The sequence below is a fragment of the Paenibacillus sp. AD87 genome (assembly GCF_001659845.1).
Lineage (GTDB): Bacteria > Bacillota > Bacilli > Paenibacillales > Paenibacillaceae > Paenibacillus > Paenibacillus marchantiae.
On record NZ_LXQN01000007.1, the window covers coordinates 3,390,506 to 3,406,209 of the forward strand.

15 protein-coding genes are annotated in these 15,704 nt (G+C 46.7%); all 15 read right to left on the minus strand.

The window, feature by feature from the left end; genetic code table 11:
* A partial coding sequence (locus gpAD87_RS14780; protein WP_064640951.1) for a nicotinate phosphoribosyltransferase occupies positions 1-1,110 on the minus strand: 1,110 nt, incomplete at its 3' end.
* Between the two features lie 205 nt (positions 1,111-1,315).
* The gene (locus gpAD87_RS14785) at positions 1,316-1,885 is read right to left on the minus strand and encodes a cysteine hydrolase family protein (protein ID WP_064639032.1); all 570 of its coding nucleotides are present in this window, start codon (positions 1,883-1,885) and stop codon (positions 1,316-1,318) included.
* Positions 1,886-1,949: 64 nt separating this feature from the next.
* Positions 1,950-2,753: an NUDIX hydrolase gene (locus gpAD87_RS14790; protein WP_064639033.1), complete on the minus strand. Its 804-nt coding sequence runs from the start codon at positions 2,751-2,753 to the stop codon at positions 1,950-1,952.
* A gap of 58 nt (positions 2,754-2,811) precedes the next feature.
* Positions 2,812-3,237 carry a PaaI family thioesterase gene (locus gpAD87_RS14795; protein ID WP_063566353.1) on the minus strand — a complete coding sequence of 142 codons (426 nt, stop codon included), beginning with the start codon at positions 3,235-3,237 and terminating at the stop codon, positions 2,812-2,814.
* A gap of 245 nt (positions 3,238-3,482) precedes the next feature.
* The gene (locus gpAD87_RS14800; RefSeq protein ID WP_373561674.1) at positions 3,483-3,896 is read right to left on the minus strand and encodes a RicAFT regulatory complex protein RicA family protein; all 414 of its coding nucleotides are present in this window, start codon (positions 3,894-3,896) and stop codon (positions 3,483-3,485) included.
* A gap of 304 nt (positions 3,897-4,200) precedes the next feature.
* Positions 4,201-5,757, minus strand: coding sequence for a tRNA (N6-isopentenyl adenosine(37)-C2)-methylthiotransferase MiaB (gene miaB, locus gpAD87_RS14805; protein ID WP_064639035.1), 1,557 nt, complete (start codon positions 5,755-5,757; stop codon positions 4,201-4,203).
* Between the two features lie 308 nt (positions 5,758-6,065).
* Positions 6,066-6,638 carry a phosphate propanoyltransferase gene (pduL, locus tag gpAD87_RS14810; protein ID WP_053783855.1) on the minus strand — a complete coding sequence of 191 codons (573 nt, stop codon included), beginning with the start codon at positions 6,636-6,638 and terminating at the stop codon, positions 6,066-6,068.
* 213 nt (positions 6,639-6,851) lie between these two features.
* Complete coding sequence (locus gpAD87_RS14815; protein ID WP_064639036.1) at positions 6,852-7,838, minus strand: dipeptidase; 987 nt, start codon at positions 7,836-7,838, stop codon at positions 6,852-6,854.
* A gap of 92 nt (positions 7,839-7,930) precedes the next feature.
* Positions 7,931-8,191, minus strand: a complete 261-nt coding sequence (locus tag gpAD87_RS14820; protein ID WP_019005392.1) for a stage V sporulation protein S — start codon at positions 8,189-8,191, stop codon at positions 7,931-7,933.
* A gap of 117 nt (positions 8,192-8,308) precedes the next feature.
* Positions 8,309-9,103: a TIGR00282 family metallophosphoesterase gene (locus tag gpAD87_RS14825; RefSeq protein WP_024630289.1), complete on the minus strand. Its 795-nt coding sequence runs from the start codon at positions 9,101-9,103 to the stop codon at positions 8,309-8,311.
* A gap of 160 nt (positions 9,104-9,263) precedes the next feature.
* A complete protein-coding gene (gene rny / locus gpAD87_RS14830) occupies positions 9,264-10,805 on the minus strand; it encodes a ribonuclease Y (protein WP_062326115.1) in 1,542 nt (513 codons plus the stop codon).
* A gap of 310 nt (positions 10,806-11,115) precedes the next feature.
* Entirely contained in the window at positions 11,116-11,853 is a 738-nt protein-coding gene (locus gpAD87_RS14835; RefSeq protein ID WP_064639037.1) for a regulatory protein RecX, read from the minus strand.
* A gap of 363 nt (positions 11,854-12,216) precedes the next feature.
* Complete coding sequence (gene recA, locus gpAD87_RS14840) at positions 12,217-13,281, minus strand: recombinase RecA (RefSeq protein WP_053783851.1); 1,065 nt, start codon at positions 13,279-13,281, stop codon at positions 12,217-12,219.
* 239 nt (positions 13,282-13,520) lie between these two features.
* On the minus strand, positions 13,521-14,777 hold the full coding sequence (locus gpAD87_RS14845; protein ID WP_064639038.1) for a competence/damage-inducible protein A: 1,257 nt from the start codon (positions 14,775-14,777) through the stop codon (positions 13,521-13,523).
* Positions 14,778-14,884: 107 nt separating this feature from the next.
* Entirely contained in the window at positions 14,885-15,472 is a 588-nt protein-coding gene (pgsA, locus tag gpAD87_RS14850; protein WP_063566359.1) for a CDP-diacylglycerol--glycerol-3-phosphate 3-phosphatidyltransferase, read from the minus strand.
* Positions 15,473-15,704: the final 232 nt, after the last annotated feature.

The following is a 15,704-nucleotide window of genomic DNA, read 5'->3' on the forward strand; positions in this document are numbered from 1 at the left end:
TTTCGGATCAATGATCCGGAAGACTTCTTTTTTACCTGGTGTGGAGACTTTTTCGGGATTGGCCGAAATTTTGATCGTAGGCAGCATGGCACCATCCACTTCACGCTCCACCAATTTGTACACGCCACCCAAAGAGGGTTGGTCGGAAGCGGTAATTAGCTGTGTGCCCACTCCCCATGTATCGATGCGAGCTCCTTGCGCCTTAAGGTTGAAAATTGTATTTTCATCCAAATCGTTGGAAGCTACAATCTTGACGTAATCCAGTCCGGCATCGTCCAGCATTTGCCGAGCTTGAATGGATAGATACGCAAGGTCCCCGCTATCCAGACGAATGGCGTTCATCTTTTTGCCCTGGCTCTCCAGCTTCTTGGCAGTCTTGATTGCATGAGGAACACCACTGTTCAATGTATCAAACGTATCCACCAGCAGTGTCACTTGATCTGGCAGCACTTTGGCATAGACGTCAAACGCCTCCTGCTCACTCATAAAACTCTGCACCCAGGAATGAGCATGTGTCCCTGCTGTCGGAATTCCAAAGCGCTCTCCAGCCAGCATATTAGACGTTGCATGGAATCCTGCCACATACGAGGCACGCGCCCCCCAAATGGCCGCATCCGCTTCCTGTGCACGTCGTGTTCCGAATTCGAGCAATGTGTCCTGACTTGCCACCTGTTTGATCCGGGAAGCCTTCGTTGCAATTAACGTCTGATAATTCATGAAGTTAAGTATCGCCGTCTCCACCAGTTGTGTCTCCATAATGGAGCCTTCTACCCGAATGAGCGGTTCATCAGGGAAAACGAGCGCCCCTTCCTTCATGGAATGAATCGTCCCCTGAAATGAAAACTGGAGCAACTCTTCCAGAAAGACTGGATCGTAATTTTCCTCTTGTTTGGATAAATATTTGATGTCCTCCATCGTAAACCGAAGCTGGCTGATATAATTCACAATACGTTCCAATCCGGCAAATACGGCATATCCGTTGCCAAAAGGAAGCTTGCGGAAATAGGCTTCAAACACCGCTTTCCGTTTGTGAGTTCCATTCACCCAGTGGGCGTACATCATATTGATTTGATATTTATCCGTATGTAAAGCCAGGCTAGTCGTCTGCATTTGTCTCATCCTCTCTGACTTCCGCTTGTGTCGGCAGGTCTAGCCTACAGACACGGGTCAACATGTGGAGACTCATTGCTCATGATTCATGATTCTGGTTACGTACCATTGCATAAGTCTCCGGTTTATTCCTATTCACCATATTCCCCAGCAACATAACACTTGTTCAACCAACAGAACATGATGGATATGATCACAGGTTCATTTACAGGTTCAAGCCTGCGAGAACGGTATCGCTCGCTTTGACCACCTGGGCCCCAAGACTGGAACGAAAATGTCCAAGCGCCCAATCATGTCCCGCTTGATTGAAGCTCGCGACGGCGTCTTCATATACCGTTATGTGAAAACCTTTATTATAAGCATCCACTGCCGTATGCAGTACGCAAATATCCGTACATACACCGATCAGTGCAATGTCTGTTATTCCACGTTCACGCAGGCGCAGCTCCAGATCTGTACCGCAGAATGCGCTGTATCTTGTTTTATCCATCCAACGAATCTGAGATTCCCGTTCTTCCATAACCTGGGCTAGACGACCATATAGCTGTCTTCCCTCCGTACCTCTAATGTTATGGGGCGGAAAAAGGGCCGTTTCCGGATGGTAAGGATCATTCTCTTCATGCAAGTCCACGGCCATAACAACCTCATGCTTGTTATTGCAATAAGCCTCCGTAATTGCTGCAATCGTCTCCTCAATCTCCACAGCAGGCTGGCCTACAGGCAACGAACCTGTCACAAAATCACGTGTAAAATCGATTACAATCAGTGCTTTCATCGTCCACACTCCCTTTTTGAGAATAGGTTGATCCTGATTCAATCCATCATGATTCGCTTGCGAATTAAGTATAGATGGAAAGACGAGGTACAAGCTCCGTAAAACGGTATAGCTGGGCCGGACGCTGTGAATATTGATTGGAGCTTAGCAGGTTGCCCTCCTCATCCCGAACCTCTTCCACAATGCCTTTGCGGCTGCGCGTTGAAGTGATCTTCCGAATGAAATTCGGTTCTTCAAAGTCAGGTACAACACTCTGAATCACTTGGTATAACTCGCTTAGTGTAAAATCACGAGGCAGGAACTGTCGTGCAATCGTCGTTTCCAGCATTTGCTGTTGAATACGCCGGTACGCATCTTCTATAATCGTCCGGTGATCAAAGGCAAGCTCGAGCTCTTCCAAAGCTTCCTGAATCGTAAATAATCCAACATCCTCAGCATCATCTGCCGCCTGACGGTGTTCCAACATCCATTCCTCTACCAGTGCAAAAAACGCATGTGAGATAATCCATCCTCTGGGGTCACGCCCAGGCTGACTATATACGTTCAAATACTCCAGATGTCCGCCGTCCACACCTGTCTCTTCCATCAACTCGCGCTTTGCAGCACCATAGATGGATTCATTTTCCTGACAAAATCCACCGGGCAACGCCCATCTTCCCGCAAAAGGCCAACCTTTGCGTTTGATCAGCATGACCTTCAACTCCCGGATGGGGAGTGTCTTGGTTACCGTCTTGCGTTCCCGCTTGGTCAAGGTAAACATGACGATATCCGCAGGAACGCCATCGGGTGTACGATATTTCTTGGAACTATAGGCACGTGCTGCCTGTTCATCGCTTTCAGCATTGAATTGTTCGTAGTTTTCGCTCATGGGCACCACCGACTATTCTCATTTTGATATTTTCATTATGACATAATAATATCTTTTGTCAACCTTGGGATTCCGTATTTTGCGCTTTTACTCGCGCTATACGGAATGTAGCTGTTGCCATGCACCCCAACGTACCAGATGCATCCCGGACCTCAGATTGTGCCGTCACACTACGCCCCGCTTGATGAAGGATCGTTGATGTCACGATTAATTCCCCTTGTTTCATAGGTGCCAAGAAATGAACATTCAGATTGGTGGTCACACAACTGTCTACTGCCATTGCCGCTGTAGCTACCATGCCCATCGCCTGATCCATCAGGGACGTCAGCACTCCACCATGAATAATCCCCATGGAGTTGGTGTGATGTTCGCCCGCTGTCAGCGCGATCTGTACTTCTTCTCCGTCACCTTTAATAAACCGACAACCGAGAAAGCCCCAAAATCTTCCGTTTCCTTCTGCAACCATTTTGTCCAAAATACCCATATTGATTTCCCCTTTAGTGCACTTTAAGTATAAAGCCCATGATGTATGTTGTTGATGATTTTACCAGCATTGGTTCTTTTCGTAGTTGATCTAAAGTGCTTCGTTATTATATTAAGCCTGCTCTTACGGAACAGGTCTTATCCAGTGAAGTTGTCTTGATCAGGCCACCACACAAAATAACCCCACCACGTGGAGTCAGAGATGATCAAAAAAGGCGCGGACTGCGTCCGCACCCTTCCGTTCACTTACCCGCAGCTGGTCGGAGGTGAATCCGTACCTGCCTCCACGTTCACTTTCTCAGAGACGGTATCCCGGATTACAGAAATAACAAGCTGAAGCAAATAATTGATATCGCTTTGACTTTGCTGGAATTCTGTAACGAGTGGAATGCCGTCTAACTCTGCCTGCAGATCCTCAATTTCCTGTTCAATTTTGCTGACCATGTCTGCATTTTTGAAGCTTTCAAAAGCAACGATTTCCTTTTGTTTCTTCTTGATCGTTGCAATCAATTGCTGGATGCGTTCATGATCACGAATTTTGGACTCAGCCTGTTGGAACTGTTTAACTTCTTCGCTCGTTCCAAGCATATCAGCCAATTCTTTGGCTTTTCCCATAATGTCGTCGCGTATAACCAGATTGCGCGTATCGTAGGTAGGCATTCCATAAGGGTTGTACTGCACTTCTTCCTGCGCCACTCGAAATCGCTCCATTCTATGAGATGATATAAGATGAAATACTCGATGTTGCACTAAGCTTAGTTAACTGCTTGAGTGACCGCTGCGGTTACGGATCGTTCTTTCGATCGCTGTTGTCTCCAAATTTTTCTGATTGTAATAGTCTGTGGATAAAATTTGGAGACAAAGGCGAACGCTTCGCTTCTACAGAATCGATTCCGTCACCTTCGCTACGCTGGGCCGTAACCCGCCAAGTGCAAAAAGACATTCATCTTATTAGGTTTGTGTATTACTGATTGGCGGCTACTGGCTCTGAGAGCAGGTTGCCCCGAATATAGAAAGTCATTGGATCGGTGATTTCTACATGTACAAAAGTACCGATCAATTCTTTAGGTCCTTCAAAGTGCACCAGCTTGTTGCTGCGTGTACGTCCTGCCAGAACATTCGAATTCCGTTTGCTCTCACCTTCGACCAGCACTTCAACAACCTTGCCGCGCTGCTTCTCATTGCTGCTATGGCTGTATGCGTTGATCGTCTCGTTCAAGCGTTTCAAACGTTCCTTCTTCACGTCCATCGGCACGTTATCCTCCATCACTGCAGCAGGTGTACCTTCACGTGGAGAGTAGATGAATGTATAGGCAAAATCGTAGCCAACTTCCTTGACTAGTGACAGCGTATCTTCGAACTGCTCTTCCGTCTCCCCCGGAAAACCAACAATAATATCAGTGGTTAACACGACATCTGGAATTGCAGTTTTAATTTTGTCAGCAAGCTTCAGGTAGTGTTCCCGACTGTACTTGCGGCTCATACGTTTCAGCACTTCCGTGCTGCCAGACTGCACAGGCAGATGGATATGTTCCACCAGGTTCCCGCCCTTCGCAAGCACCTCAATCAGATGATCATCGAAGTCACGTGGATGACTGGTTGTAAACCGAACCCGTGGAATATCGATTTTGCGGATATCATCCATCAGGTCACCGAAGCTGTACTTCAGATCCGTGAAGTCTTTGCCATAAGCATTGACGTTCTGGCCGAGCAGCGTGATTTCCTTGAAGCCTTGTCTTGCCAGTTCACGAACTTCGGCAATAACATCTTCTGGACGTCGACTGCGCTCTTTCCCCCGTGTGAACGGGACGATGCAATATGTACAGAACTTGTCGCAACCATACATAATGTTCACCCAGCCACGCATGCCCTCACGTTTTTTCGGCAGGTTCTCAATGATGTCGCCTTCCTTGGACCATACCTCAACAACCATTTCTTTACTGAACAGTGCTTCCTGAATCAGATGTGGCAGCCGATGCACATTGTGTGTACCAAAAATCATATCCACAAAACCATGCTTCTGCATGATCCGGTTCACGACGCCTTCTTCCTGCGACATACAACCACACACACCCAGTAACAAACCTGGACGTTCGGTTTTCAGGGTTTTCAGATGACCCAGCTCACCAAATACTTTATCTTCCGCATTTTCCCGAATCGCACATGTGTTTAACAGAATGACATCTGCCTCTTTGCGATCCTCGGTAGCCTGATAGCCCATCGATTCAAGCAATCCTTTGATGGTCTCCGAATCATGCTCGTTCATCTGGCATCCATACGTATATACGATATAGTGTTTGCCTTTCCCCACGTTTTTCAGTTCCTCGGGTACGGCTGTTTCGTAAAGCACCTGGACGTCTTCCTTGCCCCGTTGTTTCTCCTGACGATGATTAGGTTCGGATTTGATATTAATCTCCCGGCCCCGGATTCTTATCTTTTTGCTGAATTCATCTTGCGAAATTACTTTGGCATCGGAGAAATCAAAATATTGGGAGTAATCCTTTTTTGAGTCTTTAGCCATTTCCTTCGGTCACTCCTTACAGCCTCTATTAATAAAAAATCGTTATTTCATCTTGTTTCACGTGATTTGCACGCTTTATACATCAAAAGAGCATTACAGCAAATTATAACATGAATTGGGCTGTAGTTCCACATCCAAAGCCGCTGCCCCTTCGCCTATCTCGAAATCTGCGCAGGTCTGCTAAACAGCCCGAAAATACACAAAAACCTGAGCTATCCCCAGGTCGAATGTAGCGACGCTGTGGATATACTCAGGTTTATACGTTCATTCAAACCGCCAAGATCACGGCTGAAGATTGTTCCATGTGATTAGTCGATGATTTCAGCAGTATCGCCGTTACGAGCGCCAGCTGCATTAGCTTCATCCGTATCAATATGCATGTCCAGTGCAAAGGAATCCGATACACGAGCCAGTACATTTTCCAGTACCAGACCACGATCTCCACCCAGACGAACTTTCAGCAATTGTTTGTCCTCAATGCCCCATTTAGCAGCATCAGAAGTATGGAAGTGGATGTGACGAGCAGCAACGATAACACCTTTATCGATTGTAACTTCGCCAGCAGGTCCTTTAATCGTAATACCTGGAGTACCTTCGATGCTTCCGGATTCACGAACTGGTGCCTTTACACCAATAGCGAAAGAGTCTGTCATCGAGATTTCCAGTTGTGTTTCCGGACGAACAGGTCCAAGGATACGCACTTTATCAAACTGTCCTTTCGAACCAATAACCGCTACTGTTTCGTTAGCAGCATATTGTCCTGGTTGGGACAGAGGTTTAAACTCAGTCAATTCGTAGCCTTTACCAAACAAAATTTCAACGTGCTCTTGAGATACATGAATGTGACGGGCAGATACGCCCACAGGTACTGTTTTGCTCATTGTGAATTTCACTCCTTGTTTATCTATGGCCTGTAGCCAGGCTCTTAACAATCCTATGGTATTATACCCCTTTTTGAAGTGAAATGAAAACGAACTGCTGAAAATTCATGAAATACACTTATTTTGCAATCATTAATCCCCTGCATTTGTTAAATCCATCTGAACATGGACGGCTACTCCTTCCAGCTCGTTTTCTTCAGGGGACCAACGGTATCATGATTTACCATGTTCCATCTTCAAATTCTCCCTTGGCAAGTTTTCTCCTAAATAACTCATCGCATTGCCCCACATCCAACCGTGAACTAGTGATTCGTCGTAGTGCTTGAGCAGCGTATTCATCAGCTTTGGATACTGCCCGGTATGTTCAAGGTCATGGATATATGTAGCAATTCCGTCAAAATCAGACCCCATCATCAAATGATGCTCCCCACCCAAAGAACATATCTGCTCAATATGAGGCAATAGATCTTCAATACATACTTCGCCTTCCTGCTTCACAAACCACGGTACAAACGTCAGCCCAATACGCCCTTCCCGGGCAATAATGGCCCGTATCTGATCATCCTTCAGATTACGCACATGCGGGCATATGGCATAACTGTTGGAATGCGAAGCGATAAAAGGACGTTCACTAAGGTCAGCAAGCTCCCAGAAGCCTTTCTCAGTCAGATGTGAAACATCCAGCAGCATTCCGATTTGGTTACACAGTTGAACCAGCTCCCTGCCCTTCTCCGTAAGTCCCGCCCCACGTTTCTCCAATACACCATCAGCTGCCCAATTGGCATAGTTCCAGGTAAGCCCTACGATCCGTACACCCATTTGATAACACAACTCCAGGTAAAAGAGGTTGCTCTCCAGTCCATCGACACCCTCAAGTGTAAGCAGTCCCCATGGTCTGTCCGTCTGCCCGATCTGCGTAAGCTGTTCTCGCCATAACAATGTATGCGTGCCGTCAGTTCGTTCTTTGGTTATCTCCACTCGCTTGCGGTAGATGTCCAACTGCCCCATTACATGTTCAAACTTGCCTCTGCCAAGAACTTCAGGCAAATAGATTGCAAAGGCCTGCAAACCAATGTTACCTTCTCTCATGCGTTCCAGATTCACATCCAGCTGTGAAGCATTTTCAAATGAATGGCTAGGGTTCATCAGCATTTTACTCAAAGCATCACAATGAAAATCGGCTACTCGCCAGTTGTGCATCACAATCTCTCCTTCTAAACGGTTATGTTATGGAATAAAACGCAAAAAAACCTGTCTACTTCGTAAACAGGTTCAATGCATAAACGCATGTATTATCTGGGCTCCACAATCAGCTTAATGGCCGTTCGGTCCTCGCCGTCGATCACAATGTCTGTAAAAGCTGGAATACAAATCAAGTCAACTCCGCTTGGTGCTACAAATCCCCGGGCTATCGCTACCGCTTTAATGGCTTGGTTCAGTGCTCCCGCTCCAATTGCCTGCAGTTCAGCATTTCCACGTTCACGAAGAACACCTGCAAGAGCGCCGGCTACGGAATTGGGATTGGACTTTGCTGAAACTTTTAATACTTCCATGGTAAGTACCTCCCTGGGAATGTTGAATGTTTGTTTCCACTTACTAGATGTTATTCGCGGGAGGCAAAAAAATTCCTTCTTTTTAGACGGGTTTCCCTTCAAATTGGGACAATACCCCTATTCCATGCGCCACTCGTCCTCCATCAGACGAATTTTTTCAATGCGTGTTGCAGCACCTGTGGCTTCATCAATCTCCACAAATACACCGTGGAAATGCCATTTGCCATCATCCACAACAAATCGTACCGGAAGCTGGGTGTAGAACTTGCGAAGCACCGCTTCACGCTCCATGCCTAATATGCCGTCACGCGGCCCTACCATACCCGCATCGGTTAAATAAGCTGTTCCTCCTGGCAAAATACGATCATCGTTGCTCTGCACATGTGTATGTGTACCTACGACCAGCGACGCACGTCCATCCAGATGCCAGCCCATAGCAATCTTCTCAGACGTTGCTTCAGCATGCATATCGACCAAAATGCATTTATGGTCTTGACGCAGTTCATCCACAATTTCATCGGCAACGCGGAATGGACAATCCAGAGCAGGCAGGAATGTCCGGCCTTGCAGGTTGACAATCGCCAGCTCCTTGCCCTCTCCTTTGACTACCGTGTACCCTCTGCCTGGTGTTCCCGGCGGGAAGTTCGCAGGACGAATCATACGTGGCTCATCATCTATAAAATCAAATATGTCCTTATTGTCCCAGGTATGGTTACCAAGGGTGATACCATGCACACCCCAGTTAAAAAATTCATTCGCAATTGCGCCGGTAATGCCCCGGCCTGCCGCTGCATTTTCACCATTTACTATGACTACATGTGGCTTATACTTCGTTTTGAGGTAGGGGAGGTTTTCCTTCAATGCCTTACGCCCCACATTCCCCACAATATCACCAATAAACAAAACTTTCATGTTACTGCCTCCTTAATCCCTACCAAGCGCAGCCTTCTTCAAAGCATCCGAAACTTCGCAGGATCTCTATCTCTTGCTCACCATTTTTTTATTAAATGCCTTTTAACAAGCTATCAAAAGGAAAAGTGGCCCACTACTGCGGCCACTTTTCCGTAATGCTCTATTTTGCGTATTCAACCGCACGGGTTTCCCGGATGACGGTGACTTTGATGTGACCCGGATAATCGAGTTCATTCTCGATCATCTTCGTGATGTCACGCGCGAGGCGGAAGGCTTCAGCATCGTCGATTTTCTCAGGCTGTACCATAACGCGAACTTCGCGTCCGGCCTGGATGGCATACGATTTCTCGACACCTTCGAACGATTCCGAAATCTCTTCCAGCTTCTCCAGTCGTTTGATATACGTTTCCAGCGTTTCGCGGCGTGCGCCTGGTCTTGCTGCGGAGAGCGCATCTGCTGCGCCAACCAACATGGCAATAACCGAAGTCGCTTCGCAATCCCCGTGATGGGACGCGATACTGTTGATTACAACCGGATGTTCTTTGTATTTCTTCGCTAGTTCCACGCCGATTTCGACGTGTGATCCTTCCACTTCGTGATCCAGCGCTTTACCGATGTCATGCAATAGACCTGCACGTCTTGCTAAGGTTACGTCTTCTCCGAGTTCGCCAGCCATCAATCCAGCCAGATAAGCGACTTCCATCGAATGTTTCAAGACGTTTTGACCGTAGCTTGTACGGAACTTCAACCGGCCCAGAATTTTAATCAAGTCCGGATGCAGACCATGCACGCCCACTTCAAAGGTAGCTTGCTCACCGTATTCACGGATACGCTCATCCACTTCTTTGCGGGATTTCTCCACCATCTCTTCAATCCGTGCCGGGTGAATACGTCCATCAGCCACTAGTTTTTCGAGGGCAGTACGGGCGATTTCACGGCGAATCGGGTCAAAGCCCGACAGAATAACAGCTTCTGGCGTATCATCGATAATGAGGTCAATCCCTGTAAGGGTTTCAAGCGCACGGATGTTACGTCCTTCACGACCGATAATCCGGCCTTTCATTTCTTCATTTGGCAAAGTAACAACGGATACCGTTGTCTCCGCTACGTGATCAGCCGCACAACGTTGGATGGCGAGTGTAATAATCTCGCGGGACTTTTTGTCCGCTTCTTCCTTCGCTTGCTGTTCAATGTCCTTGATCATTTGAGCCGTCTCATGACGAACTTCCTGTTCTACGTTGGACAGTATGATACTGCGTGCGTCTTCCATAGTGAGGTTGGATATGCGCTCCAGCTCCGTCACCTGGTTTTTGTAGATCATCTCGATCTGCTGCTGTGTCTCATCAATTCGTTTCTCTTTGTTAGCCACTTGCTCTTCTTTACGTTCGAGTGATTCCAATTTTTTATCCAGCGACTCTTCTTTTTGCAACAATCGTCTTTCTTGTCGTTGAATTTCGTTCCGACGTTCACGAGTGTCTTTTTCAGCTTCGGCGCGAATGCGATGGATTTCGTCCTTCGCTTCCAGCACCGTTTCTTTCTTCAGTGCCTCTGCCTCTTTCTTCGCGTTCTCCACGATTTGCACGGCAGCTTGTTCCGCACTGGAGATTTTAGCCTCTGCAAGAGATTTGCGAATAAAATACCCTACTCCGAACCCAATAACGAGCGCGGCCACAACGAGAACGATCGTGATTACGATGTCCATACTGTTCACCTCCTCGTTGGTTCCTCCAAGGCACTCCTTGGGTCAATTTGTTGTTTTCAAGCCTTACATATTTTTGGGAATAACGAATACTCACGGCGATCCCCCGCCGATTTTCATTTCAAGTGTACATGTCTCCACGTACTATTCACCGTCTCTGGCGAACCCATAATCATGAATGGTATAAATCTTAAAAAACAGAAACCGCTTTTTTGGAAGGAAAAAGGGTTGTCCATTTCTTACAGACTCATGTCCATTTTAGTATTTGACGAAAGAAATTGTCAAGAGAATGCAGTATAGTGAGTCCAGTCTGCTAATCCCATAACAACGCTTCGTCTTCTTCGGGGTCTTTAACCTCGTCTTCTTCAATTAAACAATTCACGACCCGACGCACCATATCCATGGAAAAACCTCGTCGCATCAAGAAGGGAAGCGTTTTACGTTTCTTCTCCTGGATGTCTCCTTTGACCTGATTCCATTTTTTGCGTCCGGCGGTTAGAGCCGTCTCAAATTCCGCATCTGTACTTACACCTTCCAGCGCTTCAGCAATCAGATCATTGGCAATGCCCTTCTGACGCAGCTCTTGCCTTATCCACAGTTTTCCCTTCCGCTGGCCCTCCATACGCTGACGAGTCCATTCCTTCGCAAACAGTTCGTCATCGACCAAATTCTCCCGCTCAAGCCGATCCAGGGCCTCTTCAATCAACGGTGCAGCAAACTCTTTCTGACGAAGCTTCTGACTTAATTCGTGGCGTGTCCGAGGTTTATGCTCCAGATATCGCAAAGACTGCACATACGTCCGCTGTCGCTCGTCAGCTACGATGATATCTTCCAAGTCTTTTTTCAGAAACGTATTTCCCCGGGTCATCCGATATTTAATCATTACATCTTCAAGCACCGTAATTGAATATAAACCAAAGGTAATTCGGTAACGAGCTTCCCTGCTCTTCGTTCGTTCAACTCGTGTAATGATAAGTTCTTCGTTATCCGGGAATTGGGAGATTCCCTCCAGCTCGGCTTCTTCATATAAATCATCTTCATGTTGATCCATTTCGGTCTCCCCTTCCATGTCATTTTGTGTGTCTGAACTGCACGGCCTAACTGACAAGTACATAGCAAAATAAAAGACTTCCTCGAATATGATTAGCACATCTCCGACGGAGATAACACAGCTACACTGAATACGTTTAGCGTAACTTCACAGAGACATCAGACGCTAATACAAAAGGCCGGAAACAATATCCGGCCTCTCCCTAATAGTAAACGTGCCAACAGCCTCTGCCCATTCGGACAGAGGCTGTTGGACAGCGCGAGCGCACACACCATACCCCAAGCTAGATCGAGCAAGCTCAATCAGACAAGCTTTGGGAGTTCAGAGGGCAAGGCCCTCTAGGGCCCTTCCTACAAGGGAGGGTTACTCGTTAATTTCAAATAGTTCTTGTTCTTCTGCTGCTTCTTTTTGTTGCTCTTCGCTAGTTGGCGCAGGAACTGCAGTAGTCAAGTTACTGGCTACACGAATTTTTTGTTCAATGATTTCAGCAATATCTTTATGCTCTTTCATGAACTGCTTCGCGTTCTCACGGCCTTGTCCTAAACGCTCGCCTTCGTATGAGTACCATGCACCACTTTTATTGACGATGTCCAGCTCAGTACCAATGTCAATGATACTGCCTTCTCTCGAAATACCCTCACCGTACATGATATCCACTTCCGCTTGTTTAAACGGAGGTGCTACTTTGTTTTTCACCACTTTAATACGCGTACGGTTACCAATCATGTCATTTCCTGATTTGATACTCTCAATACGGCGTACATCCAGACGTACCGTGGAATAAAATTTCAGGGCACGACCACCAGGTGTTGTTTCTGGGTTACCAAACATAACCCCGACTTTTTCACGAAGTTGGTTGATAAAGATCGCGATCGTTTTGGATTTACTGATTGCACCAGACAGTTTACGCAGTGCCTGAGACATCAGACGCGCTTGCAAACCGACATGGGAATCACCCATTTCGCCTTCGATTTCTGCTTTCGGTACCAATGCAGCCACAGAGTCAATAACGACAATGTCCACAGCACCACTACGTACAAGAGCTTCTGCAATTTCAAGCCCTTGCTCACCCGTATCTGGCTGAGACAGAAGCAATTCGTCAATGTTAACACCCAGTTTGCTGGCGTATTGTGGGTCAAGAGCATGCTCGGCATCGATAAATGCAGCTTGTCCACCCACTCTTTGTACTTCAGCGATAGCATGCAATGCTACGGTTGTTTTACCAGAAGATTCAGGTCCATATATTTCAACAATACGGCCTTTAGGCAAGCCGCCTGTTCCTAATGCAATATCCAAAGCCAAGGAACCGCTGGGTATAATTTCCACATTCATGTGAGTCGACTCACCCAGTTTCATGATGGATCCTTTACCAAATTGCTTCTCTATTTGACGGAGCGCCATATCAAGCGCGGCACGACGGTCTGACAATAAGCTCACACCCTTTACTGTTTATAAGATAATGATACCTTGTTTTAACACGTTTGCCAAGCTTTTTTTCGAACATACATTCGTTTTTTTTGTAAAGGCCGAGGCGCCTCTTCCTCAAGGAAACTTTCCATTAAACAGAAAAAAGAACCGTAAACAAGGCTGTAAAGCCTGATTTTACGGTTCTTCCGTCTTCCTTTATTATACTTGCTTGCCTTGGCAAATGCAATCCGAGCTCTTAACTAGTCCATCTCCACAAGCTTGCGCCACAAACGGTAAAGAATCGCTTTCGCTGAACGAATCCGAACCGTCTCCCGATTGCCATTAATGCGCAGTTCATGAATTTCTGTCTCTTTACCACGCTCTGCCAGAGCGATGAAGACAAGCCCTGGCGGTTTGCGTTCGGAATAACCAGGTCCCGCTACACCTGTCACTGACAGACCGAAGTCGGCATCCCCAATCATGCGAATCTGCTCTGCCAGCACTTTGGCCACTTCCGGACTCACTGCGCCCGGTGCATCTTCACCTTCCAGATAGGAATGCGGCACATGGAGCAGCTTCTCTTTAATTTCATTAGAGTAACATACAATTCCGCCCTTAAGCATCGACGCACTGCCAGGAACTGATGTCAGACTTTGCATGACGAGCCCTCCTGTGCAGCTCTCAGCCGCGCTAAGAGTCAGACCCATATCAGACATCATCGTTACAATTGTGTACTCTATAGGCACATCCTCGTTCGCGTAGAGATGCTCTGGCAATCGTTCCCGAATCTGAACTTCCATTGCATCCAGCTTCAGCTTTGCCTCACTCTCACTTGGAGCCTTTGTAGATACACGTACCGTAACTTCTCCCTCACTTGCATATGGAGCAATGGTAGGATCTGTCTGTGTATCAATCAGATCAAGGAGACGGTCTTCCAATGCCGATTCGCCAATTCCTGCAAACTTCAGCATTTTCGAGTAGATCGGCATTTCTTCTGTCAGTACATGTTGGAACAACCAAGGCTTAACTTCCTGTTCAAACATAGGAATTAGCTCTTTCGGAGGTCCAGGCATCACTACATAATGCTTGCCATTGTCAGAAATCGCATTTCCTGCGGCAAGGCCTGTTTCGTTCGCCAGCGGTGTCCCGCCTTCTATAACGATCGCCTGACGACGATTGTTTTCGGTCATGTCTACATTACGATCTCGGAAGAAGCTCTCGATTTTGTCCATGGCCATTCGATCTATATGCAGCTTGCGGTTCAAGACCGCCGCGATCGCATCCTTGGTCAGGTCATCCTGTGTAGGACCTATACCCCCAGAAAATAAAATGACGTCTGCACGACCCTGAGCGATGCGAATAGCGTCACTAAGTCGATTTAGATTATCACCAACCACCGTTTGGAAATATACATCAATCCCGATTGCAGCCAATTCACGGGATAGATATCGAGCATTGGTATTCACAATTTGTCCAAGCAACAATTCTGTGCCAACTGCAATGATTTCTGCCTTCATTCAGCATCCTCCTGTACACGTGGTGAGTGATCAAAGGGCAATAGGATAATTTCCTATTGCCCTTCGTACAAATGATTTCTTCATACTTACCCATTTAACCTCAAACGTTACGCTTTCGATAAATGAAGCAAATTTTTGTTTTTGATAAAGTAATCAATGCCTGACCAAATCGTAATAATCGCTGCAGCCCAAACGGCAATAACGTCCATGTGAATACCCGTGAATGAGAACGGGAAATTATTCAACAACAGCAGTACAATCGCCACAATTTGCACGACGGTCTTCAGTTTGCCCCAGGCACTTGCCGCGACAACCGAACCATCCAATAACGCAATCTGACGCAAGCCGGTAACCGCAAACTCACGACTAATAATGACCACAGCAATCCAGGAATCCAACTTACCCATTTCCACAAGAGAAATTAGCACCGCAGTAACCAACAACTTGTCAGCCAGCGGATCAAGCAATTTCCCCAGGTTGGTGACCATATTATTTTTCCGCGCCAGATAGCCGTCAATTCCATCCGTGCTTGCTGCAATGATAAAAATGACAGCAGCAATCAACTGATTATACGGGAGCGATAAGCTTCCCAATTGCAACGGCTCTGGATAGAACGGAAAATCTACGAGCAGGAACACCATCAAAAAAGGGATTAAGCAAATTCGTGCAAGCGTAATCCGGTTGGGTAAATTCACAAGACGCCCTCCCTCTTATCCTCCATTACTCCAAACATTCATCTTAATCCCGTATTCATCATCCGGAACATGAAATTTACAGTTTCACTGTCAATCAGCACTAAAGTGCTCTCACTATGTAAAAACGCAAAAAATAAAGTCAACCGTTCAAACGCAAAACCGTTTTAAACGTTCCGGTGACTTTCAGAAGATGTACTGCTTTTCACAAAGTCAGCAAACGATGATGACTGGG

Coding starts and splice junctions, on each gene's coding strand:
- gpAD87_RS14785 (WP_064639032.1), bottom strand. CDS start 1,885: ATGAAAGCACTGATTGTAATCGATTTTACACGTGATTTTGTGACAGGT.
- gpAD87_RS14790 (WP_064639033.1), bottom strand. CDS start 2,753: ATGAGCGAAAACTACGAACAATTCAATGCTGAAAGCGATGAACAGGCA.
- gpAD87_RS14795 (WP_063566353.1), bottom strand. CDS start 3,237: ATGGGTATTTTGGACAAAATGGTTGCAGAAGGAAACGGAAGATTTTGG.
- gpAD87_RS14800 (WP_373561674.1), bottom strand. CDS start 3,896: ATGCCTACCTACGATACGCGCAATCTGGTTATACGCGACGACATTATG.
- miaB (WP_064639035.1), bottom strand. CDS start 5,757: ATGGCTAAAGACTCAAAAAAGGATTACTCCCAATATTTTGATTTCTCC.
- pduL (WP_053783855.1), bottom strand. CDS start 6,638: ATGAGCAAAACAGTACCTGTGGGCGTATCTGCCCGTCACATTCATGTA.
- gpAD87_RS14815 (WP_064639036.1), bottom strand. CDS start 7,838: ATGCACAACTGGCGAGTAGCCGATTTTCATTGTGATGCTTTGAGTAAA.
- gpAD87_RS14820 (WP_019005392.1), bottom strand. CDS start 8,191: ATGGAAGTATTAAAAGTTTCAGCAAAGTCCAATCCCAATTCCGTAGCC.
- gpAD87_RS14825 (WP_024630289.1), bottom strand. CDS start 9,103: ATGAAAGTTTTGTTTATTGGTGATATTGTGGGGAATGTGGGGCGTAAG.
- rny (WP_062326115.1), bottom strand. CDS start 10,805: ATGGACATCGTAATCACGATCGTTCTCGTTGTGGCCGCGCTCGTTATT.
- gpAD87_RS14835 (WP_064639037.1), bottom strand. CDS start 11,853: ATGGATCAACATGAAGATGATTTATATGAAGAAGCCGAGCTGGAGGGA.
- gpAD87_RS14845 (WP_064639038.1), bottom strand. CDS start 14,777: ATGAAGGCAGAAATCATTGCAGTTGGCACAGAATTGTTGCTTGGACAA.